Consider the following 21,475-nt stretch of genomic DNA (forward strand, 5'->3'; position numbering starts at 1 on the left):
CTCAGTCTTATGGCTTCTTCTTTGAATGCCTTGTCATACCTGTTCATGCGTCCTCGTCCCCTCGCTAGCTTTCATTTTATTTCATACGAGGGGGTTTTTCGACTGCATTTTTATCGTAGCACTCCAGATCGCCTGCACTACGAGAGGCGATGGATGTGGCGAGGACGCAAGAGTGGGGATCGCCTGCACTACGGGAGGCGATGGATGTGGCGGAGGCGCGAGGAGGCGGATCGCCTGCACTACGAGAGGCGATTGGTGTGGCGGGGCGCGAGAGTGGGGATCGCCTGCACTACGAGAGGCGATGGGTGTGGCGGGAGCGGGAGGAGGCGGATCGCCTGCACTACGAGAGGCGATGGGTGTGGCGGGAGCGGGAGGAGGCGGATCGCCTGCACTACGAGAGGCGATGGATGTGGCGGAGGCGCGAGGAGGCGGATCGCCTGCACTACGAGAGGCGATGGGTGTGTCGGAGGCGCGAGGAGGCGGATCGCCTGCACTACGAGAGGCGATGGAGAGCGAGTCCACCCCTTGCGTTGACACAATTAATAAATTAGATTAACATCTAATTAGATATCAATCTAATCCATAGCCAACAAACGATCGCAATTACACACAACGAAGGAGGGGGTGGAGCCTATGCAACTCGACAAGGTCGTCGCCTATCACAAGGCGCTGGCGGACCCCACGCGGCTACGGATGCTGATCCTGCTGGTCGGGGGAGAGCTCAACGGGCAGGAACTGGCGGAGAGGCTGCATCTGACGCCGGCCACGATCACGCATCATGCGGCCAAGCTGCGGGAAGCGAGTCTGATTCACGAGCGCAGGGAGAAGAACACGATTTTTTTCTCGCTGAACGATTACTTCATTCGGGACAACGCGAACGCCGCCGTGGCGCTCATCTACAAAAAGGCGAAAGGAGGAGAGGACAGCGTGGAAAGCGAAAAAGATATTCGTCTGCAAGAGAACGTCATTAAAAACTTCTTCACGGCGGACGGCAGGTTGAAGAACCTGCCCGCGCAGCTGAAGAAGAAGCTGATCGTGCTGGAGCATCTCGTATCGAAGCTCGAGGCCGGGCGGAAGTATAGCGAGAAGGAGATCAATGTGTTTATTCAAAGCTATCACGAGGACTACGCCACCATCCGCAGAGAGTTCATCATGCATCAGTTCATGTTCCGGGAAAATGAAACGTACGAGTTGAACCCGCGGGAGATGTGGGAGCGGAATTGACAATAAAAGAAGGCTGCACCTCAGTCGTCGGTGACTGGATGCAGCCTCTTTAAGTTGGACGGTGGATCAACGGCGATTGAGTGCGCCGAGAATGATCGTGACTGCCTGTGCGCGATCGGCAATCTCATTCGGCGCGAAGCGGTTGCCGCCTACGCCGGCGATCAGCTTCGCGTCGAGCGCAGCCGCGACATAAGGCGCGGCCCAGGCCGGCACGTCTTTGGCATCGGCGATGCCAAGCTTCGGAGCGGCCGGCACCGGAATGCCGGAGGCACGGACAATCAGCACGACCATCTCCAGACGCGTCAACTCCCGGTTCGGGCGGAAGGTGCCGTCGGCATAGCCGGAGATGAACCCGGCCGCGACCGCATGCGCTACGGAATCGCGAGCCCATGCAGGGATGCCCGAGGCGTCGGCGAACGACGACGGGGAAGCGCCTGCGGACGACGCGTCCGGTTGAAGCGCCCGCACGAGCATCGTGATGAATTCAGCACGGTTGACCTGCTGCTCCGGCTTGAAGGTGCCGTCGCCGTAGCCTTGGACGAACCCAAGCTCTAGCGCCTGGCGAATCGGGCCGGCCGCCCAGTGTGTTCCGATGTCCTTCAGCACAGGCGTCGGCGAAGGCGTGGCGCTTGGCGTCGGCGAAGGCGTGGCGCTTGGCGTCGGCGAAGGCGTGGCGCTTGGCGTCGGCGAAGGCGTGGCGCTTGGCGTCGGCGAAGGCGTGGCGCTTGGCGTCGGCGAAGGCGTGGCGCTCGGTGTCGGCGAAGGCGTGGCGCTTGGCGTCGGCGAAGGTGTGGCGCTTGGCGTCGGCGAAGGCGTGGCGCTCGGTGTCGGCGACGCAATCGTCTCCGCCTCGGCGACTACGCCGTCGGAGGCCGTCTTGCCGCTGACCGCGCGGATGACGAACTGATACGTCCTTGCCGCGTCGACGCCCGTCACGTCCAGGGCATACGCAGTCGTTCCGGCCGTATGTCCTACGGTCGCGTTCCAGTTCGGCCCCAGCAGGCCCTGCTTCTCATAGATTCGGTACGCCTGAACGTCCGGCCCGGACGAAGGCGCGTTCCAGGTTAATGTGAGCTTTCCGTCCGCGATCGAGCCCAGCTTTGCATCCGCCACTTTACCGGGTTTCGGCTCGGTCTTTTTTATACTATAGGTGTCGTACAGGTCGGTCGTGCCATTCTCGAGTGTCGTATAGGTCTTCAGCGACAGCGTATCCGCGGTGACGGAGACGTCCGTGAACATCTCCTTGTTCGGTTGACCGAACTTGGCCGCGTACGGGAATGGACCCTTGCCTGGCGTATAGCGCTTGTCGCCGGCCGCGTTCGTGACCATGTAGAGCGTACCCTTGGGATTCACTGCATTGCCGTCCGAATCGACGTACGTATCCGTCTGCGGGACATTGTCGTACATCGGATAGCTCCGCGTGTAGGTATGATCGTGGCCGCTCAGGACGGCGTCGATGCCGAGCTCGTCGAACACTTTGGTCAGGTTGTTGCGATAGAACACGACATCGCTGTCGTTCACATGATTCGCTACCGAGTAAGGCGATTTATGGAACATGACGATCTTCCACTTTTTGTCCGACTTCGCAGCCTCGCTGCGCAGCCAGTTCACCTGGGCTTCGTAGATCGGCAGATCGGCCGACTTGGCCCCGCTGTATTCGGTATTGAGGACGAAGAAGGTCGCAGGTCCATAATCGTACGCATAAACGGAGCCCTCGGGCAAGGCGTTCGTCGCAGACAAATTCGGCGTATTGAAGTGGTACGCGAAGTTGTTGTAGCCCTTGCTCTCGTGGTTGCCCAGGATCGGCGCGATCGGCAGGCTGCGCAAGATGTCCTTGGGCGTATCCAGCAGCCAGGACCATTGATTTTCCAGATCGCCGTTGTCAACGAGATCGCCCGTGACGATGAGGAAGCGCGGGTCCGGCACCGTCTTCATCGCTTCGTCCAGCGTATGCTTCCAGGTGACATATTCGGGCGCGGTCGTGCCTTGCGGATCGGTCGCATAAATAAAGTGGAACGACTGCAGGTCCGCGTCTTCCGTGCGGAATGTCCGCATCTCGCTCCAGCGGTCCGCAGCACCGTCGCCAAGGCGATAACGGTATGTGGTGCCCGGCTTGAGCCCGGTCGCCTTGACCTTGTGGCTGCTGTAGGAGGTCGCCTTGCCGCCGCTCTTGTCCGAGCTGCTCTTGAACACATTAACCGTCGTCGATGCGCCTTCGAACACGGCGGTAACGCCGGCAGGGAACGTGCTGTCCGGATCGAGCGCCGCCTCGACGACCTCAAGCTTCGTGCCGGTGACCGACGGATCGGTGTAGTAGCCGAAGCCCAGGTCCGTTCTCGGATCCCCGTTGAAGTTCAGCGCGACGTTAAAAGGCTTCGGATCAGCAGTGCCGCCGCCTGTTCCCCCATCCGTATTCTCGGGATTTGCGACAAGCTGCATATCCCAGTACAGATCCGAGCTGCTCGCGCTGCGCTGATGAACCTCGACCGCCAGCACATTGGTCCCGCTTTTCAGCACGCCTTGAAAAGCCGCCGTCAGATCCGCAGTCACCGTCTCGGGATCGTTCAGCGTCTCCGCGCTGAAAGTCTCATATGTAGGCTCGCCGGCAGGCATATTGAAGCGGTATGTCTCGATGCCGTTCAAGTATAGGACGACGCCGTCGTCCACGCCGAACGTGCCGACGATCTTGCGATAGTCGGACAGATTGGCTCCCGCCTGGAACGTCGTGCGGAAGTACGTCGTCGGATATTTGTGAGCGCTGTCCGGACCGTAGCCGATCAAGCCGCCGCCGACCGCGCCGAACGGCTCGGCCGACTTGCCGACGGGATAACCGAGCGGCGCCTGCTTCACCGTCCAGGCCGAATCGTCGGCTTGCGCATCGCGCCATGCCGTACCCAGATCGGCGCCTGTGTCCATGACCTTCCAGCCGGTGTTCTTGGCGAGCAGCACGCTCTCGCCGGACGTGCCGCCGCCGGAACCGTTGTCTCCTCCGGCAGACTTGGGCATCGCCGTCAGCTTCATGGCGAAGTACAGATCCGAGCTGGAAGCGGTAGACTGATGGACTTCGACCATCAATTGATTGACGCCGTCCTTCAATGCGCCGACGGACAGCGCTTGTGTCTGCACCTGCGGCTTGTCCAGATTGGTCGTAGCCAGGGTCGTATAGGCAATCGACCCGGCCGGCATGCTGCCCCGGTATTGCTCGACGCCGTTGATGTAGAAGACGATGCCGTCGTCATAAGCGAATTGTGCGGAGAGCGACTCCAGCGCGGCGACCGAATCGATCGTGATCGTGCGGCTGAAGTAGGTCGTCGGATATTTCTTCGTCCGATCGGAGCCATAACTTACGATTGTGGCCGCATTGCCGAAGTCGGCGTTCGAAGCCGGCGCTACATTGCCGGTGGAGACGCCGCTCAATTCCTTGAAGCCCAGCGGCGCAGGGCCCGTCTTCCAGCCGGATACGTCGTATACCGTCTGCGTGACGCTGGCCGAATGGTCGGCTCCCGTATCGCTGTAGCTCCATACGGCGCCCGGGCTGACCAGCGTGATCGGCGCCGCAGCGGACGTATCGTTCGCCCAAGCGGTCGCGGCCGTCAGCAATTGACAGATGACCAGCCATAGGGCCAGCATGCCTGCACTTTTTCTTTTCATCTCGCACCTCTATCATCCAAATTTAGTCCACTCTATCAAGCGGACGTTGGCTGATTGTCAGAGGAACGTTTGTGGATTGTAAAAGTTTGCGAGATTCGTCATGTCCGCTTCCGCGGCTGCCTGCGGCTGCCTGCGGCTACAGCAGCTCGCGCGCCAGCAGGCGGAATACGTCGAGCCGCGTATCGAAGCCGTGCGGCGTGCTGTTGATCATGACTTCGTCGAAGCCGTACAGCTCCCGGTCGCGAAGGAGAATATCCGCGACGTCGCGCGGCGTGCCGACGAGATGCAGCTTGCGGTTCTCCCGGATGATCGCGCGGTCCGCCTCGGTCAACGGATAGTCGCGCGCCTCGTCGGGCGTCATCAACTGCAGCAGCGCGCCCCGCGTCAGGGACAGCCGCAGCAGGTCGATCGGCTTCGCGATGTACTCGGCTTCCTCGCGCGTATCGGCGACCGTGGCGGAATAGGTCACATTGATGAGCGGCTCAGGCATGAAGTACGAAGGCTCGAAGTTGTCCCGATAGGCGTCGAAAATCTCGCGCGTCATCTGCCCGTTGAAAAACTGCGCGAACGAATATCCTACGCCGAGCCGCCCCGCCCGGACGGCGCTGTTGCCTGTGGAGCCGAGCAGCCAGGCTTCGGGCAGCGGCACGGCGTACGGGGAGGCCAGCAGCCCCTCGTACAGCGGGTCCTGGGGCGCCCGGTCGTTCATGAGCTGCAGCGTCGTCTGCAGCTTGTCGTACAGGTCGCCCGGCAGATGCGGCCGGCCCTCGGCGAGCGCGCGCGTCGAATAGTGGTCGCCGCCCGGCGCGCGGCCGACGCCGAAGTCGATGCGCCCCGGGGAGAAGGCGCTGAGCGTCTTGAACGTCTCGGCCAGCTTGAGCGGGGAGTAGTGCATCATCATGACGCCGCCGGTGCCGATGCGGATTCGCTTCGTCAGCGCCGCGAGGCGCGCAGCGATGATCTCGGGCGCCGTACTGGCGAAGTTGCGGGTGTTGTGATGCTCCGCCATCCACATCCGGTGATAGCCGAGCCGATCGGCGAGTATGGCGAGCGCCTCGGCGTTGCGAAGCGCGTCGGCGGCGGTGCTGCCTTTTACGATGGGCGCTTGATCGAGAATTCCTATTTTCATGCGGCATGGTTCCTTTCTCCGATGATATCCTTAAACCTAGCACATTCGGGACCATGAAAAAAAGCGCCCGAAGGCGCCCTCGCTTGTCCGCATCGCGTACCGGCGTATCCCGGAGCTAAGGCTCACGGCTTCATGAGCGACAAGGCCGTGCCGGCCTTGAGCAGGACATGTCGGTTTTGAGCAGAACGTGCCGGCCTGGAGCCGATCGTGCTCGACCTGCTTGTCCACATTGGACGAATATTAAGTCCGGGAGCGCGGCTCGGCATCCGCCGCATGCGCGTCGGCGCAGACTGTGGTATATTGAATCATAAATAAAGGAGGCGCCGGCATGTTACCGATTCAGATCGTAGAGATACAGAACAGGCTCGATGCCCTCAGGGATCAGGACCTGTACATACACTTGGAGCTGACGACGGGCGCCTACGCGGCCCATCACGATACGACCAAGCATCCGGCGGCCAACTTCATCACGAATGCCCTGGTCCGCTACGGAATCGGCTCGATCTCCGGCAGCGACCCGTACAGAGTCGGACTGAAGATGGACAAGGGCTGGATTTATGCCGAAGGACTGACGCACTACGACGAGACTGACGAAGAGCGTCTCATCATGGCGGGGCACGACAGCACGGGCAAGCTCGTCGTCGCGCTGCAGCTTAGCCGCGAGCCGTTCTGACGCACAGGAAGGAGTAAGATATGGAACAACGTATATTAGTCGTGCTGCCGCATCCGGACGACGAGTGCTTCGGGCTGTCGGGGACGCTGGCGAGACGCATCGCCGAGGGCGCCCAGGTCACATACGCCTGCCTGACCTTGGGCGAGCGCGCGCGCAACATGGGCAACCCTCCTTTTGCAAACCGCATCACGCTCCCGCAGATTCGCAAGGGCGAGCTGGAGCAGTCCTGCCGGGCGATCGGCATTCAGGATCTTCGTCTGCTCGGCTTCCATGACAAGACGCTGGAGTTCGAGGACCAGGACCTGCTCGACCTCAAGATCGGCGAACTGCTGGCGGAGCTCGATCCGTCGCTCGTCGTCACCTTTTTCCCGGGCTTCGCCGTCCACCCGGACCACGATGCGACCGGCGCCGCCGTCATCCGCACGATCGGCAAGCTCCAGCCGGCAGCGAGACCGCCCGTGCATTGCATGGCATTCTCCCACAATCACCGGGAGTCGATCGGCGATCCCGACGTCGAGGTCGATGTCAGCAGCTATCTCAAGCAGAAGATCGCTTCGATCCTCTCGCACAGGTCGCAGTTCTATGTGCCGCAGCTGCTGGACAAGAACGCGCACAAGAGCCGCGAGGTGCTGGAGCGCTTCGGCACGGAGCGCTTCTGGACGTACAAGTTCGCCTGATTCGCACGCCTGCGGCGCCCGGCTCGTATATGAGCCGGGCGCTTTTGGCGCGGCGGCGCATCCATCCGCGCGCCAGCCGCTGACCTGCATGCATGCTTTGCCCCGGCAGCGCCTGTCGGCGCGCCGACCGTTGACCTGCGTGCACGCTTGGCCCCCGCCAAGCGTCTGCCGCCATCCGTTGACAACGAAAAGAAAGAGCGATTATAGTTAGTGCACCAAACCGCACGCGGGAGAGAAGTCTTATGAATGTGTTCCGAACGCTCCGCACGCGCAAGTTTTTGCAGCGAATCCTCCTCAGCTTTATGCTCGTCGTCGTGACGTTGGCCGTAACCGCTTACTTGCTGAACGTCAACGCCCGCGGCAAAGTGCTGAGCCTCCAGAACGACGCCGACCGCAAACTGCTCACCCAGATTAACTACAATATCGAGAATATGAACGGCATCGTCAAGGATCTGGCGGTGTCCCTGTTCAACGACGACGAGCTCATCGCGCTCAAGGCGGGAGCCGACTACAAGCAGAGCGTCCTGAAGATCGACCGGCTCGACCGGACGGTCGCCGAGTCGCCGTACCTGCACGCCGTGGCCTTCTACAATCCGAATCAGCGGCGTTTTTTCTCATCGCTCAATCACGGCATGGACAACAACCAGTTGTACGCGGTGCTGGACCGTTACCTCAAGGATCATCAGGACGTCCCCAAGCTGCAGCTGATGCCGCTCGATCTGGACGGCGGGGGTACCGGCATCGACGTGTTCGGCTGCTTCCTCTACGACGGTCCCGCGCTCGGCTCCGTGAACGGCAGCGTGCTGATCCTGACCGTGAAGCCGGACTGGCTGCTCGACAACGTGAAGACGCTCAACAAGCTGGCGGATCGGGAGAAGGACCTGCTGCTCGTGACCGACGGCGACGGCAACGTCCTCATGTCGAGCGAGCCGATGACGCAGTCCCGGCAAGAACTCAAGAATGGCGTCATGCCGCGCATCGCAGCCTCGGCGGGCACGCTCGAGGACTTCGTCTACCGGCACGCCGGCAAGAAGTACAAGGTCGCTTATCTGGGCAAAGGAATGAACAACTGGCGCATCGTCAGCATACGCGATTATGATTCGGTGCTCGGCAACGTCAACCGGATGAAGTGGACGGAGATCGGCGTCATGCTGTCCGTCGTCCTGTTCGCCGTCCTGCTGTCGGTATACTTCTCCCTGCGGCTGTATCGGCCGGTCGGCCGACTGCTCAGTCTCATCCCGGACGATCCGCGCGGGCATCCGCAGGCCAAGGACGAGCTGATGCTGATCGCCGCCAACTACATGGGCATGCTCGACAAGCTCAAGGGGCTTGAGCGGGAGCAGGCGTCCAAGCGCAATATCGCCAAGGTGTACCATCTGCGCAGCCTGCTCGGCGGGAGCGAGGCCGTGTCCGAGGCCGAGTTCCGCCTGAACCGCGAGCAGTACGGCATCGACATCGCGGAGTCGGGGACGCTGCGGCTCGCCGTCGTCCGGCTCGACCGGCGGGAGGCACTCGTCGCCGCTTCGGGCGACGGCTCCGAAGCGCTGTTCAGCTTCGCGATCGCCAACATCGGCGAGGAGCTGCTGCGCCGCGATTACGGCTGCGAATACGCGGACATGAAGGACGGCCATCTCGTATTTATCGTCAGCGGCACGGGAGACGCGCGGCCGGAGGCGCTAGGCGAGCGCTTCCGCGAGCTGCAGGCGACGATCGCGTCTTACTATCGCGTCACGTTCACCGTCGCGCTGAGCCGGCCATTCGGCCATTATCGCGACATCTCGCGCCACTATGCCTTGACGCTGCGGCAATCCGACTACCGGATGGTGCTCGGCCACGGCGCAGTCATCGAGCCTGAGGATATCGAAGCCAACGAGCGAAGCGACCAGTACCGGATTCCCGGGGAACTGGAAAAGCAGCTCATCGAAGGCCTCAAGAGCGGTGATCTGGCACAGGCGACGGACGCGATCGAGCGATGGCAGCGGGCGATCGGCGAATTCAGCTTCGAGAATATGTTCTCGGCACTCCTGCAGATGGGCATGACGCTTAGCAATACGCTCGGCGAGATCAATCAGTTCAACCTGAATCCGGTATCCGTCGATCTGCATGCGATCAACCGGCGCCTGGTCGGCACCGAGACGCTGGACGAGGCCCGCGATGTGCTGCTGTCCGTCGTTCGGGAGATGCTCGAGCAGCGGCAGAGCGGCAAGGAGGACAAGAACCGGCTGCTCGCCGATACGATCGCGGAGATCGTGGACAAGCACTTCGCCGATCCGGATCTCAACGTTCAGAAGATCGCGGATATGCTCAAGATGAACCCGGTCTATCTCGGCCAGGTTTACAAGGCGCAGTCGGGAGAGACGGTAGTGGACCGGATCAACACTGCGCGGCTAGCCCAGGCCAGGCTGCTGCTCGAGCAGCAGGACCTGACGGTGTCGGACATTATGGAGCGGGTCGGCTTCGGCAACGAAAGCTATTTTTACCGCCTGTTCAAGCGCCGATACAGCGTTACCCCCAAGGAATACAGACTCAAGTCTGCCATCGAGCGCAATACGTGAATGAGAATGCGAGCGCCGGCCCGTCAGCGGCCCCAACAAGTCCTGGATGAGACTACTTTCGGCTCGCCGGCCCATCAGCGGTCCAAACAAGTCCTGGATGAGACTACTTTCGGCTCGCCGTCCCGTCAGCGGCCCAAACAAGTCCTGGATGAGACTACTTTCGGCGCGCCGACCCGCCAGCGGTCCAAACAAGTCCTGGATGAGACTACTTTCGGCTCGCCGGCCCACCGACGGTCCAAACAAGTCCTGGATGAGACTACTTTCGGCGCGCCGACCCGCCAGCGGTCCAAACAAGTCCTGGATGAGACTACTTTCGGCTCGCCGGCCCGCCAGCGGTCCAAACAAGTCCTGGATGAGACTACTTTCGGCTCGCCGTCCCGTCAGCGACCCCAACAAGTCCTGGATGAGACTACTTTCGGCGCGTCGGCCCACCGACGGTCCAAACAAGTCCTGGACGAGACTACTTTCGGCGCGTCGGCCCACCAGCGGTCCAAACAAGTCCTGGATGAGACTACTTTCGGCTCGTCGGCCCACCAGCGGCCCAAACAAGTCCTGGATGAGACTACTTTCGGCTCGCCGGCCCACCGACGGTCCAAACAAGTCCTGGATGAGACTACTTTCGGCGCGCCGACCCGTCAGCGGCCCAAACAAGTCCTGGATGAGACTACTTTCGGCGTGTCGGCCCACCGACGGTCCAAACAAGTCCTGGATGAGACTACTTTCGGCGCGCCGGCCCGTCAGCGGCCCAAACAAGTCCTGGATGAGACTACTTTCGGCGTGTCGGCCCACCAGCGGCCCCAACAAGTCCTGGATGAGACTACTTTCGGCGCGTCGGCCCACCAGCGGCCCAAACAAGTCCTGGATGAGACTACTTTCGGCGCGCCGGCCCGCCAGCGGTCCAAACAAGTCCTGGATGAGACTACTTTCGACGCGCGGGCCCGTCAGCGGGCAGAAGCGTCAGCGCAAGGCCTATAAACTTCAACAGGTCAGCCGACTTTCCGGCTGGCCTTTTTGTCGTCACGAGACAGGCCGTCGCCACACCTGCCTAACACCTGTACAGCACTGTACAGCCCCGCACACCGCGCCGTTACAGCATTCTGGCATACGTACAGCCCGCGTTTACAGGAATCCTGCATATGTACAGTACCGTCTCCGTCGCCCCCTGCGCTATCGTTAGACCTGCAAGCCGGAGCAACCAGGCAGCAAGAGGAGCAAGGGAAGCAAGGGAAGGAGCATTCGTCATGCCGAACAAAGCATCGGTCGCCCTGAGCGACCAGAGCCGTCCAAGCGCACTGCCCGATGCGGAATCACCGCCGGTCGGCATCGCCGACAAACCGAAGCGCAAATCCGCCATCAGAAGAGAGCTGAAGCATCTGAAAAACAACCGGGAGCTGTTCCTGCTGTCGCTGCCCGGGCTCATCTACAAATTGATCTTCGCGTACCTGCCGATGGTGGGACTCATCATCGCCTTCAAAAATTACCGGTACGATCTGGGGATGTTCGGCAGCAAATGGGTCGGCCTGGACAACTTTCGATTCCTGTTCACGACGGACATCGCCTGGAGAATCACGCGCAATACCGTGCTGTACAACGCCGGCTACATGCTGCTCACGACACTCGGCGCGCTGCTGCTGGCGGTGCTGATGAACGAGCTGAAGGCGAAGTACACGAAGTTATACCAGACGGCGCTGTTCCTGCCCCACTTCCTGTCGTGGGTGCTCGTCGGCTACATCGCCTACGCGTTCCTCAATCACTCGGACGGCTTCATCAACAGAATGCTCGTCTCGCTCGGCATGCAGCCGGTCAGCTGGTACCAGGATTCGGGGCCGTGGCCGATCATCCTTATCGTCGTGCATCTGTGGAAAGCGATCGGCTTCACGACGCTGATCTACTTCGCAGGCATCATGGGCATCAGCGGCGATTACTACGAGGCTGCGCGGATCGACGGCGCGACCAAGGCGCAGATGGCGCTGAAAATCACCGTGCCGCTGCTGACGCCGCTCATCATCATCATGCTCATCCTGTCGATCGGCGGCATGTTCCGCGGGGACTTCGGCCTGCACTACTTTATCCCGAACAACTCGGGTTTCCTGTACGCCTCCACGGACGTCATCGACACCTATGTATACCGTGCGCTGCGCGAGGTCGGGAACGTCAGCATGTCGGCCGCAGTCGGCTTCTATCAATCCGTCGTCGGCTTCGTGCTCGTGCTCGTCGCCAACGGCATCGTACGCAAGATCAACCCGGATCACTCGATGTGGTAAGGAGGAATCGCATATGCAGCAAGCAAGACCGATACCGCGCACCTTGATCCACCTGTTCTTCATCGTCCTCTCCGTGGCGATGATCCTGCCGTTCCTGCTCGTCGTCGCCGTATCCCTCACGGACGAACAGGCACTGACGAAGCACGGCTACCAGTTCATCCCGAGCACGTTCAGCCTCAATGCCTACCGATACATGCTGGACTCGCCGGTGATTCTGTTCAGAGCTTACGAGGTGACTTTGCTCGTGACCGTCGCCGGCACGCTCATCAGCCTGCTTATTACCGCGATGACCGCCTACGTCGTCTCCCGGCCGGACTACCGGTACAACCGGATCACGACCTTCTACGTTTTCTTCACGATGCTGTTCAGCGGGGGACTCGTTCCTTCTTACATTTTGGTCACGCAGTATTTGCATCTCAAGGACAGCCTGCTGGCGCTGATCCTGCCCGTCCTGCTGTCCCCGTTCAACATCATGGTCATGAAAGGGTTCCTGTCGAAGCTGCCGTTCGAGGTGATCGAGTCGGCCAAGATCGACGGGGCGCGGGAGTTCAAGATTTTCTTCCGCATCATCCTGCCGCTGTCGACGCCGGCGCTGGCGACGATGGGCCTCTTGATCGCATTCGCCTACTGGAACGAATGGTTCAACGCGATGCTCTACATCGACGATCCGAACAAGGTGCCGCTGCAGCTCTTGCTCGTGCGGACGCTGAACAGCATCGAATTCATCACGGCCAACTCGGACTTCGCCCAGCAGCTGGGCATCGATCTGTCGCATTTCCCGAACAATTCCGCGCGGATGGCGATCGCCGTTCTGGCGGGCGGGCCGATGCTTATCGTGTTTCCGTTCTTCCAGCGTTTTTTCGTCAGAGGACTTACGGTTGGCTCCCTCAAGGGTTAACATATTTGAATCAGAGCTAAAAACTAGGAGGTCACAGGAATGCTGAAAAGAAAAATCGGCACGACGGCGGCGCTGGCGCTGCTGACCGCAACCGCACTGGCGGCATGCGGCAACAACAATACCGGGGGCGGCGCAGCCGCTTCGCCAAGCGCGGGCGGATCGTCCCCGGCTGCATCCGGCGCGACGGCGACATCTACGAGCGGCTCGGAGCTCAAGCCGGTCGAGCTGACGTGGTACTATCCGCTCAACCAGATGCAGCCCGACCAGCAGAAGGTCGAGGACGCGGTCAACAAGATCGTCAAAGAGAAAATCAACGCGACCGTCAAACTGAAACCGGTTGCACTCGGCGACTACGTGCAGAAGATGAACACCGTGCTGGCCGCCAGCGAGACGTTCGACATCATGTGGACCGGCTATCTGATCAAGCCGGAGGAGCTCGTCCGCAAAGGCGCGCTGCAGCCGCTCGACGATCTCATCGAACAATATGCGCCGGCGCTGAAGGCCGACATGCCGCAGTACATGTGGGACGGCCTGACGGTCGACGGCAAGATTTACGGTGTCGCCAACCAGCAGATCAACGGCTCACGCTACGGCTTCATCATCCAGAAGCGCTTCGCCGACAAGTACCAGCTCGACACGGCCTCCATCAAGAAGATGGAAGACATCGAGCCGTTCCTCGAGAAGCTCAAGCAGGGCGAGCCGGACATCATTCCGTTCAACGGCTACTACAACACCGTGCTGCATGATGCGACGTACTGGGGCGTGCCGGGGCTCGACGATCACTTCTTCATCAAGTCGGGCGACCCGACTTACAAGCTGTACCGCTATCCGGAGGAAGAGCTGAACACATTCAGACTGGCGAGCAAATGGTACAAAGCCGGCTACATCTACAAGGACGCGGCGACGGCCAAGATGACGGACTACCAGGCGAAGGGGCAGATCGCGGTCGACTTCCAGAACGTCCTGAAGCCGGGCGTCGAGGCTGAGGTCAAGGGACGCAACGGCGGCAACGACGTCGTCATCGTGCCGATCAGCGACTGGTTCACCAACGGCTACTCCGCGACGACCAACCTGTCGATCAGCCGCACGTCGAAGAACCCGGAGCGCGCCATGATGCTCATCAATCTCATGAACAGCGACACCGAGCTGTACAACCTGATCAGCAACGGCATCGAAGGCGAGCACTATACGAAGAGCGCGGAAGGCTTCATCACGCCGGTCGCGGATTCCAAGTATCGTCCGAACATGGACTTTATTTTCGGCAACGTGTTCAACAGCTATCTGAAGGAAGGCCAGCCCAAGGACGTCTGGGAGCAGACCAAGAAGATCAACGAGACGGCCGAGCTCAACCCGGTCGGCGCCTTCAAGTTCAACTCCGAGCCCGTCGTCACCGAGATCGCCAATCTGAACGCGGTATGGGGCGAGTACAAGAAAGGCATCGTGACCGGCACGCTCGACTTCGACAAGACCTGGCCGGGCCTGTACGACAAGCTGAAGGAAGCGGGCGAGGACAAGTACGTGGCCGAAATCACGAAGCAGTTCGAGGAATTCCTGAAGACGTCGGGTCTTAAAAAATAATCGCATAGACGGTCCGCGGCAACGTGCAAGGCGCCGAAGTCGGGCGCGGTGTTCCAGACTCAGACGTTGAGGAGAGATGGAATCGCATGCTCATGAAAAGACGGATGTCGGCTTTGCTCGCAGGCTTGATGCTATTATTGTGCGCTTTTCCGCTGGCCCAAGTATCCGCAGCCACCGACGAGGCGCCCGACAACGGCGCAGTGCTGTACGTCGCGACGGACGGCAATGACGCCAATGCCGGCACGATCGCCGCGCCCTTCAAGACGCTGGAGCGGGCGCGCGACGCCATCCGCGACATGAAGACAGGCGGCGGTCTGCCGGACGGCGGCGTGACCGTCTATCTGAGAGAAGGCCTGTACGAGCGGACGTCGAGCTTCGAGCTCGGCGCCGCCGACGCCGGCGAGGCCGGCAAGACGATCACGTACATGGCCTATCCGGGGGAGACGGTCCGCCTGTCCGGCGGCCGCGACATCCCGAAGAGCGGGTTCGTGCCGGTGACCGACAGCGCGGTGCTGAGCCGGATCATCAGCGAGGACGCAAGGTCCAAGGTGCTGCAGATCGACCTCGCCGCGCTCGGCATTACCGACTACGGCGTGATGAGCCGCCACGGCTATTACCTCGCCAACGACCTGAGCCAGGTGCCGCCGATGGAGCTGTACGTGAACGGCCAGGGCATGACGCTCGCCCGCTGGCCGAACGAAGGCACGGTGCAGATGGGCGACATCGTCGACCCGGGACCGACGCGCAAGGACGCGGACCTGCAGACGCGGGGCGGCACGTTCACGTATACGTACGACCGGCCGCAGTACTGGACGCAGGCGGACGATATCTGGCTGGACGGCATTTTCGGCTACAGCTGGGAATGGTCGTACAACAAGATCGCCGCGATCGATACGGCGAACAAGACGATCACGCTGCGCTACGGCGAGATGAGCGGCTTGTACAAGAACTGGTATCCGGACTTCCACTTCGCGCAGAATCTGCTTGAGGAGATCGATGCGCCCGGCGAGTATTACATCGACCGCGACGCCGGCAAGCTTTATTACTTGCCGAATGCGGAGTTCGCGACCGCGAACCCGGAGATCACGGTGACGATGCTGAAGACGCCGATGATCAATTCGATCGACGCTTCTTATATTGACTTCAAGGAGCTGATCCTCGAGAACGGGCGGGACTCGGCGGCCGTCATCGTCGGCGGCAGCCATGTGCGCATCGTGAACAGCGAGATCCGCAACTTTACGAACAGCGGCGTGCTCATCAATACGCAGAGCCGGTTTTTCTACAACATCTTCGACGGCGCGCCGGGCACCGATCTCGGCGTCGTAGGCTCGCATATTCACCATATCGGGGGCACCGCAGTCACGCTGAGCGGCGGCAGCAAGACGACGCTCGCGCCGGGCAACAACTATGTCGAGAATTCGCATATTCACGACTTCGCCTACTATCACAAGGCGTACAATCCCGGCGTCATCCTGTCGGGCGTCGGCAACCGGATGTCGCGGAGCGAGCTGCACGACGCCCCCCACCCGGGCGTGCTCGTCTTCGGCAACGACCATCTGATCGAGTACAACGAGATTTACGACGTGTGCAAAAGCTTCTCCGACCTCGGCGCGATCTACATGAACGCGGGCGAGACGCCGCAGCAGCGGGGCACCGTCATCCGGCGCAACTACTTCCACGACATCGGCACGGGCAAAGCCGGCGTCGAGGGTATTTACCCGGACAACTTCACGATGGGGCTCAAGATCGAGGAGAATGTGTTCTACAAGATGGGCAACTCCGCCATCAAAAACAACGGCGGCTCGTACGTTCTCTCGCGGAATAACATCTTCGTCGATGCGAAGGTGCCGTACGACTACGCGGACATCTATCTGGGCGACAAGCCGGACGGAAAGATCGCGAAGAACTATATGCCGAAGTGGGAGGCGCTGTTCGCCGCGAACAACAACTTCGTCGGCACGCCGTATCTGACCAAGTATCCGGAGCTCGCCACCTTCTTCGACGAGAACCGCTATTATCCCGACTCGAATACGTTCCAGGGCAACATCGTCTACAATCCGAACGTGGCCCGGGTCGGAACGAACGCGAACGGTGCATACGACAAGTTCAACCTCGTCCAGTACGCGGACAACTGGGTGACGACGACCGATCCCGGCTTCGTCAACCTGGCGGGCGGCGACCTGACATTGGCGGCTAACGCGCCGGCCTACACGCATATTCCGGGCTTCCCGAATATTCCGTTCGGCGACATCGGTACCACGGGCACGCCGGGCACGACGGCGGGACCGCACGAATTCCCGGTGACCGGCGTCGCACTGTACAACGACGACATCACCGTCGACCGCTTCAAGTCGGTGAAGCTGCAGACGGCGGTATTGCCGTGGAACGCGAGCAATCCGGCGCTCACGTTCGTCTCGGCCGATCCGTCGATCGCTACCGTCAGTGCGGCGGGCATCGTCACGGGGCAGTCGGTCGGCGATACGACGATCACCGTCGCGTCGGCCGTCAATCCGAGTCTGACCGCGGTGTCATCGGTTCATGTCGGGACCGGCGACGGCGTCATGGACCGGACGGACTTCGAGAACGGATCAGGCCTGTGGCCGCAGGACGCGAACCGATCCATCGTGAAGGTGGACGACAACCGCTGGTACAAGCTGCTGAACAATGCGTCGACGCTCATCAACAAGGATTTTACCGACTACGAGCTGACCTTCCGGCTGCGTACGCCGGAGACGATACCGACGTATGCGACGCTGTACATCTTCGACAAGCAGGTCGGCAGCGGCTCGACGCGGATCGGCTACAAGGTGCGGGAGGACGGCACATCGTCCTGGCTGCTGTACAATTCGGCCTGGACGGTGCTCAAGGAAGTGAAGCTGCCTGGCCAGGATCTGCTGCCGAATACGGAGTACCGGATCAAGATGCTGGCGAAGGGCGGCGACCTCAGTGTCTACGTCAACGACGAGTTCCGGCTCAAGGGCACGGACCCGGGGCACAATGCGTCCGGCAAGGTCGGCTTCTACGTCAACAACATCAGCTATATGCTGTTCGACGACGTGCAGTTCAAGGCGTCGACGACCGACGTCTCGGGTGTGATCGCGACGGAAAATCCGGTGCGCGTGACGGCCGGACAGACCAGGCAGCTGAGTGTGTCATTCGATCCCGTCGACGCGGCGAATCAGGACTTGACCTGGACGTCCAGCAATCCGTCGGTCGCGGCGGTGAATGCGGGCGGCCTCGTCACCGCCGTGAGCGAAGGCGAAGCGACGGTGACGGCGACTTCGGTCGACAATGCGCATGCGACCGCCGCCATGAAGGTGATCGTGTCCAACGTGATCCACGATACCGACTTCGAGTCGGGCGGCAACGGCTGGCCGGTGGACCCGAACCGCAGCATCTATCTGGATGCGGACGGGAACCGCTGGTACAAGATTTTGAACGGCGCGACCGGACTGGTGAACCGGAACTTCGAGGATTATATGCTTGAGTTCAAGCTGCGGACGCCGCCGACGCTGCCGACGGGCGGGGGCACGCTGTACATTTTCGACCGGCAGGACGCGACCGCTTCGACCCGCATCGGCTACAAGATGAAGGCGGACGGCACGTCGGATTGGGTGCTGTACAACGGCAGCTGGACCGTACTGAAGACGGCGCCGCAGTCGGGCTGGGATCTGGCGGCCGATACGACGTACGATGTGAAAGTGATCGCGGAGGGAGGCCATCTGCGGGTGTACGTGAACGGGGCGCTCCGGCTGGAAGGCACCGATCCGGGCTACCGCCCGTCGGGCAAGGTGGGCTTCTATGCGAGCGGGTTCAGCTACCTGTTGTTCGACGACGTCCGGTTCTCGCTTGTGCCGCAGGAGCCGGCGGCCGCGCTCGCCGTGACGGCGGAGCCGGGGACAGCCGCAGGTACGACGCGGCTGACGGCAGGCGATATGCCGGCGGGCCATGCGCTGAAGGCGGCGGTGTATGCGTCGGCGGCGGAGCTGCCGCCGGCACCGGGTCTGGGCGGCGCGGTGCCGGCCGGCGCCGCGGACTACGCGGCCGGCAGCGACCTCGCGGCCGCCGCAGGCAACACGGTTGCCGTCTACGTGCTGGACGCCGCAGGCAAGATCGCGGCCTACGGCACCGTGACGCTGACCGAGGCGCATATTAAGGCAAGCTTGCCTGCCGAAGGCGAAGGGCAGGGAACGCCCGGCAAGCCGGTGCTGTCGAGCGACAACGGCTACGACACGGGTTTGCTCGACGGCGATTACAAGATCACGATGAATCTCTGGTACGGCGAGAACGGTTCTGTCTACAAGCTATACGAGAACGATGCGCTCATCGATACGCAGTCGCTCGCGAACGCTTCGCCGGCGGCGCAGTCGGCGGTCACGGCGATCTCGGGGCGGGCCGACGGCACCTACCGCTATCGGGCCGAGCTGATTAACGGCAGCGGCAAGACGACGAGCGAGACGCTGGTCGTCACCGTCAAGGACGCGAACCCGGGCAAGCCGGTGCTGTCCGCGAACAACTGGGACGGCGACGGCAGCTATGACGTGTCGATGAACATGTGGTGGGGCACGAACGGAGAGACATACCGTCTGTACGAGAACGACGTGCTGATCGACACCCAGCAGCTGACCGCAGGCACGCCGTCCGCGCAAGCTGCGACGACTTCCCTCTCCGGCCGGGCGCCCGGGCGCTACGAATATCGCGCGGAGCTCGCCAATGCGGCAGGCGCGACGACAAGCGAGACGCTGCTTGTGCAGGTGACGAAGTGAGGTAGATATACTTAAAAAAACCGTTCCTTTGTGAAGCGACTGCGACGCGCAGCTGCTGGCAAAGGACGGTTTTTTCTATGAGCTCCTGTCACTAACGGGCTGCCGATGCTGCCGTCATTCGCACATGCGCCGTCGAACGGCGTTCAGCACTTCGGCTTTTGCGCGTTCTATGCTGAGCATCAGTGCGCTTGCTCTGTCGGCATAGCGTGCCTTCGATTGCTCATCCTGAAGCGAGCCGAAGTTGATCTCCGCGGTCAGCAGGGCGGACTGAGCGGCCGCCTCCAGCAAGATCGCTCCGATCCCCAGGTCGGAGGCGACGTGCTTGTTGGAGCCCTCGACGATGCGAAGCGTCTGCTCCAGGCCGCTCCGGCACTGCTCGATCAGGCGCAGCGGCATCTCGATCGCCCGGACGGTCGCCTCGCGCAGCGCCGTCCGGCGCTTCTCTATATCGTCGCCGGTGAGTTTGGGCATTCGCAGCGCTGCCATATACCCGTCGAACGACGCGATGTCCGCATGCATCAGCGCCTCGTATTCGACGCTCAAGCGGCTCATTTCCTTGAGCGTCTCTTCGACCTCCTCGCGGATCGGCGCATACTTGTCGCCCTGCGACAGATGGCCGACCATCGACGTCATGGCAGCGCCGAGCGCCGCGACTACGGCCGCCACACTGCCGCCGCCCGGCGTCGGATTGGCGCTGCCGGCCGATGCCAGGAAGCTGCGGATGGAATGATCCCAGGACACGTCGCTCATGCGCCGCTCACCTCGCTTTGCTGCCGGACGATGGCGTCCATCAGATTGCGGAACAAGATCGCGGTCGTGAGCGTTCCGACGCCGCCGGGTACAGGCGAGCAGGCGGCTGCGCGTTCGCCGGCGGCCGGAGAGATGTCGCCGGCGATGCTGCCGCCCGGCAGTTCGTTAATGCCGGCGTCCACCAGGACGAGGCCGGGATGGACCATATCCGGCGTCACCGTATCCGGCCGGCCGACGGCGACGAAGGCGAGGTCGGCGCGTGCCAGATGGGACGCGATATCGGGCGTGCGGGAGTGACAGACGGTGACGGTCGCCTGCTCCCGCTGCAGCAGATGGAACAGCGGCAGCCCGACGGTCTGACCGCGGCCGATGAGCGTGACATTCGCGCCTTCGAGCGCGTAGCCATAATGCTTGACGAGCGTGATGCAGGCCTGCGGCGTGGCGGGATAGAGGCCCGGTTCGCCCGTGAGGACGGCCAGCTTGTTCGCGGGCGTGACGCCGTCGACGTCCTTGGCGGGCGAGATCGCCCGTTCGATCCGGCGCGCGGACAGATGGGCCGGCAGCGGCAGCTCCAGCATGATGCCGTGAACGTCGGGGGCCGCGTTCAATCCGGCGATCAGCTCCAGCAGCGCAGGCTCCGACGTATCCGCAGGCAGCGTGTGCAGGCGGTACGCAATGCCGAGCCGCTCCGCGATCTTGCGCTTGGCCTGCGCGTAGTAGGCGGAGGCCGGATCTCCCGCCAACAGCACGACGGCCAGCAATGGATGCGTTCCTCCCTCCTTGAGCGCCTCTACGCGCGAGCGGACGACGTCGTAGACTTGTTCTGCGGCTTCCTTCGCTTTCATGATCGTGGACATACCGAATCTCCTCCTTCGATGTCGAAGCGCCTCATTCTCGAACAAAAAAGGACCCGCGGCAGGCTCGCAATTCATACGAGTCCTATCGCGGATCCTTATTCCCAGGCGAACGGAAGGGTCCCTCCGTATGCTTCCTCGTGGTCGATTCCACTCATCTCGCCAGTCGCATACGGCTTATTGCTCTTATCGTACCAGACTTTGCGGGCGATGGAAACTGTTGCGGGCAACCCGCTCGAAGAGGTGTTCAAGTGGGACCCGCCAACTGCGCCATCGCCTTCACTAGGAGAGGCGATGGGCCTGGGGAGCGTGCCAACTGCGTCATCGCCTTGGAGTTGTCAAAAAAAGTGCAGTTTGAAAACACCCTCATACAGAAATCCCGTTACTAAGCAGCTTGTGATAGCATTCTTTCACGATAAATAGCTGGGGGCCATCCCCCTGGATTAGAAGTGTAGA

General features: G+C 61.6%; 13 protein-coding genes and 1 riboswitch. Of the genes, 8 read left to right on the forward strand and 5 right to left on the reverse strand.

Annotated features, from left to right (window positions below; translation table 11 throughout):
- Positions 1-81: 81 nt before the first annotated feature.
- Complete coding sequence (locus tag VQ071_RS29100) at positions 82-537, reverse strand: hypothetical protein (protein WP_340518495.1); 456 nt, start codon at positions 535-537, stop codon at positions 82-84.
- 96 nt (positions 538-633) lie between these two features.
- Here VQ071_RS29100 and VQ071_RS29105 point away from each other — a divergent pair, with 96 nt between their 5' ends.
- On the forward strand, positions 634-1,224 hold the full coding sequence (locus VQ071_RS29105) for a DUF2087 domain-containing protein (protein ID WP_340518497.1): 591 nt from the start codon (positions 634-636) through the stop codon (positions 1,222-1,224).
- 66 nt (positions 1,225-1,290) lie between these two features.
- Here VQ071_RS29105 and VQ071_RS29110 read toward each other — a convergent pair whose 3' ends face one another.
- Both VQ071_RS29110 and VQ071_RS29115 read right to left on the reverse strand, forming a co-directional pair.
- Complete coding sequence (locus tag VQ071_RS29110) at positions 1,291-4,875, reverse strand: S-layer homology domain-containing protein (protein ID WP_340518499.1); 3,585 nt, start codon at positions 4,873-4,875, stop codon at positions 1,291-1,293.
- 136 nt (positions 4,876-5,011) lie between these two features.
- A complete protein-coding gene (locus tag VQ071_RS29115) occupies positions 5,012-6,004 on the reverse strand; it encodes an LLM class flavin-dependent oxidoreductase (protein ID WP_340518501.1) in 993 nt (330 codons plus the stop codon).
- A gap of 328 nt (positions 6,005-6,332) precedes the next feature.
- On the opposite strand from VQ071_RS29115, the gene VQ071_RS29120 reads away from it, so the two are divergent.
- The 7 genes from VQ071_RS29120 (at position 6,333) to VQ071_RS29150 (ending at position 19,415) form a co-directional block, all read left to right on the forward strand.
- Positions 6,333-6,677, forward strand: coding sequence for a YojF family protein (locus VQ071_RS29120; protein ID WP_340518504.1), 345 nt, complete (start codon positions 6,333-6,335; stop codon positions 6,675-6,677).
- 20 nt (positions 6,678-6,697) lie between these two features.
- Positions 6,698-7,354: a bacillithiol biosynthesis deacetylase BshB2 gene (gene bshB2, locus VQ071_RS29125; RefSeq protein ID WP_340518506.1), complete on the forward strand. Its 657-nt coding sequence runs from the start codon at positions 6,698-6,700 to the stop codon at positions 7,352-7,354.
- A gap of 242 nt (positions 7,355-7,596) precedes the next feature.
- Positions 7,597-9,909 carry an AraC family transcriptional regulator gene (locus VQ071_RS29130; protein WP_340518508.1) on the forward strand — a complete coding sequence of 771 codons (2,313 nt, stop codon included), beginning with the start codon at positions 7,597-7,599 and terminating at the stop codon, positions 9,907-9,909.
- A 1,241-nt stretch (positions 9,910-11,150) separates the two neighbouring features.
- Positions 11,151-12,173 (forward strand): ABC transporter permease, encoded by a 1,023-nt coding sequence (locus VQ071_RS29135; RefSeq protein WP_340518510.1) that lies wholly within the window; start codon positions 11,151-11,153, stop codon positions 12,171-12,173.
- A gap of 13 nt (positions 12,174-12,186) precedes the next feature.
- The gene (locus VQ071_RS29140) at positions 12,187-13,071 is read left to right on the forward strand and encodes a carbohydrate ABC transporter permease (protein WP_340518513.1); all 885 of its coding nucleotides are present in this window, start codon (positions 12,187-12,189) and stop codon (positions 13,069-13,071) included.
- A 39-nt stretch (positions 13,072-13,110) separates the two neighbouring features.
- Positions 13,111-14,649, forward strand: coding sequence for an ABC transporter substrate-binding protein (locus tag VQ071_RS29145; RefSeq protein ID WP_340518515.1), 1,539 nt, complete (start codon positions 13,111-13,113; stop codon positions 14,647-14,649).
- Positions 14,650-14,735: 86 nt separating this feature from the next.
- Positions 14,736-19,415 (forward strand): Ig-like domain-containing protein, encoded by a 4,680-nt coding sequence (locus VQ071_RS29150; RefSeq protein ID WP_445293355.1) that lies wholly within the window; start codon positions 14,736-14,738, stop codon positions 19,413-19,415.
- A 114-nt stretch (positions 19,416-19,529) separates the two neighbouring features.
- On the opposite strand, the gene VQ071_RS29155 is transcribed toward VQ071_RS29150, so the two are convergent.
- The gene (locus VQ071_RS29155) at positions 19,530-20,165 is read right to left on the reverse strand and encodes a cyclodeaminase/cyclohydrolase family protein (RefSeq protein WP_340518516.1); all 636 of its coding nucleotides are present in this window, start codon (positions 20,163-20,165) and stop codon (positions 19,530-19,532) included.
- Entirely contained in the window at positions 20,162-21,022 is an 861-nt protein-coding gene (locus VQ071_RS29160) for a bifunctional 5,10-methylenetetrahydrofolate dehydrogenase/5,10-methenyltetrahydrofolate cyclohydrolase (protein WP_340518518.1), read from the reverse strand. Before VQ071_RS29160 ends, VQ071_RS29155 begins: the two co-directional genes overlap by 4 nt.
- Before the next feature lie 92 nt (positions 21,023-21,114).
- Positions 21,115-21,199, reverse strand: a riboswitch (ZMP/ZTP riboswitch).
- Between the last annotated feature and the right edge of the window lie 276 nt (positions 21,200-21,475).

Source organism: Cohnella sp. 56, from assembly GCF_037963805.1.
Lineage (GTDB): Bacteria > Bacillota > Bacilli > Paenibacillales > Paenibacillaceae > Cohnella.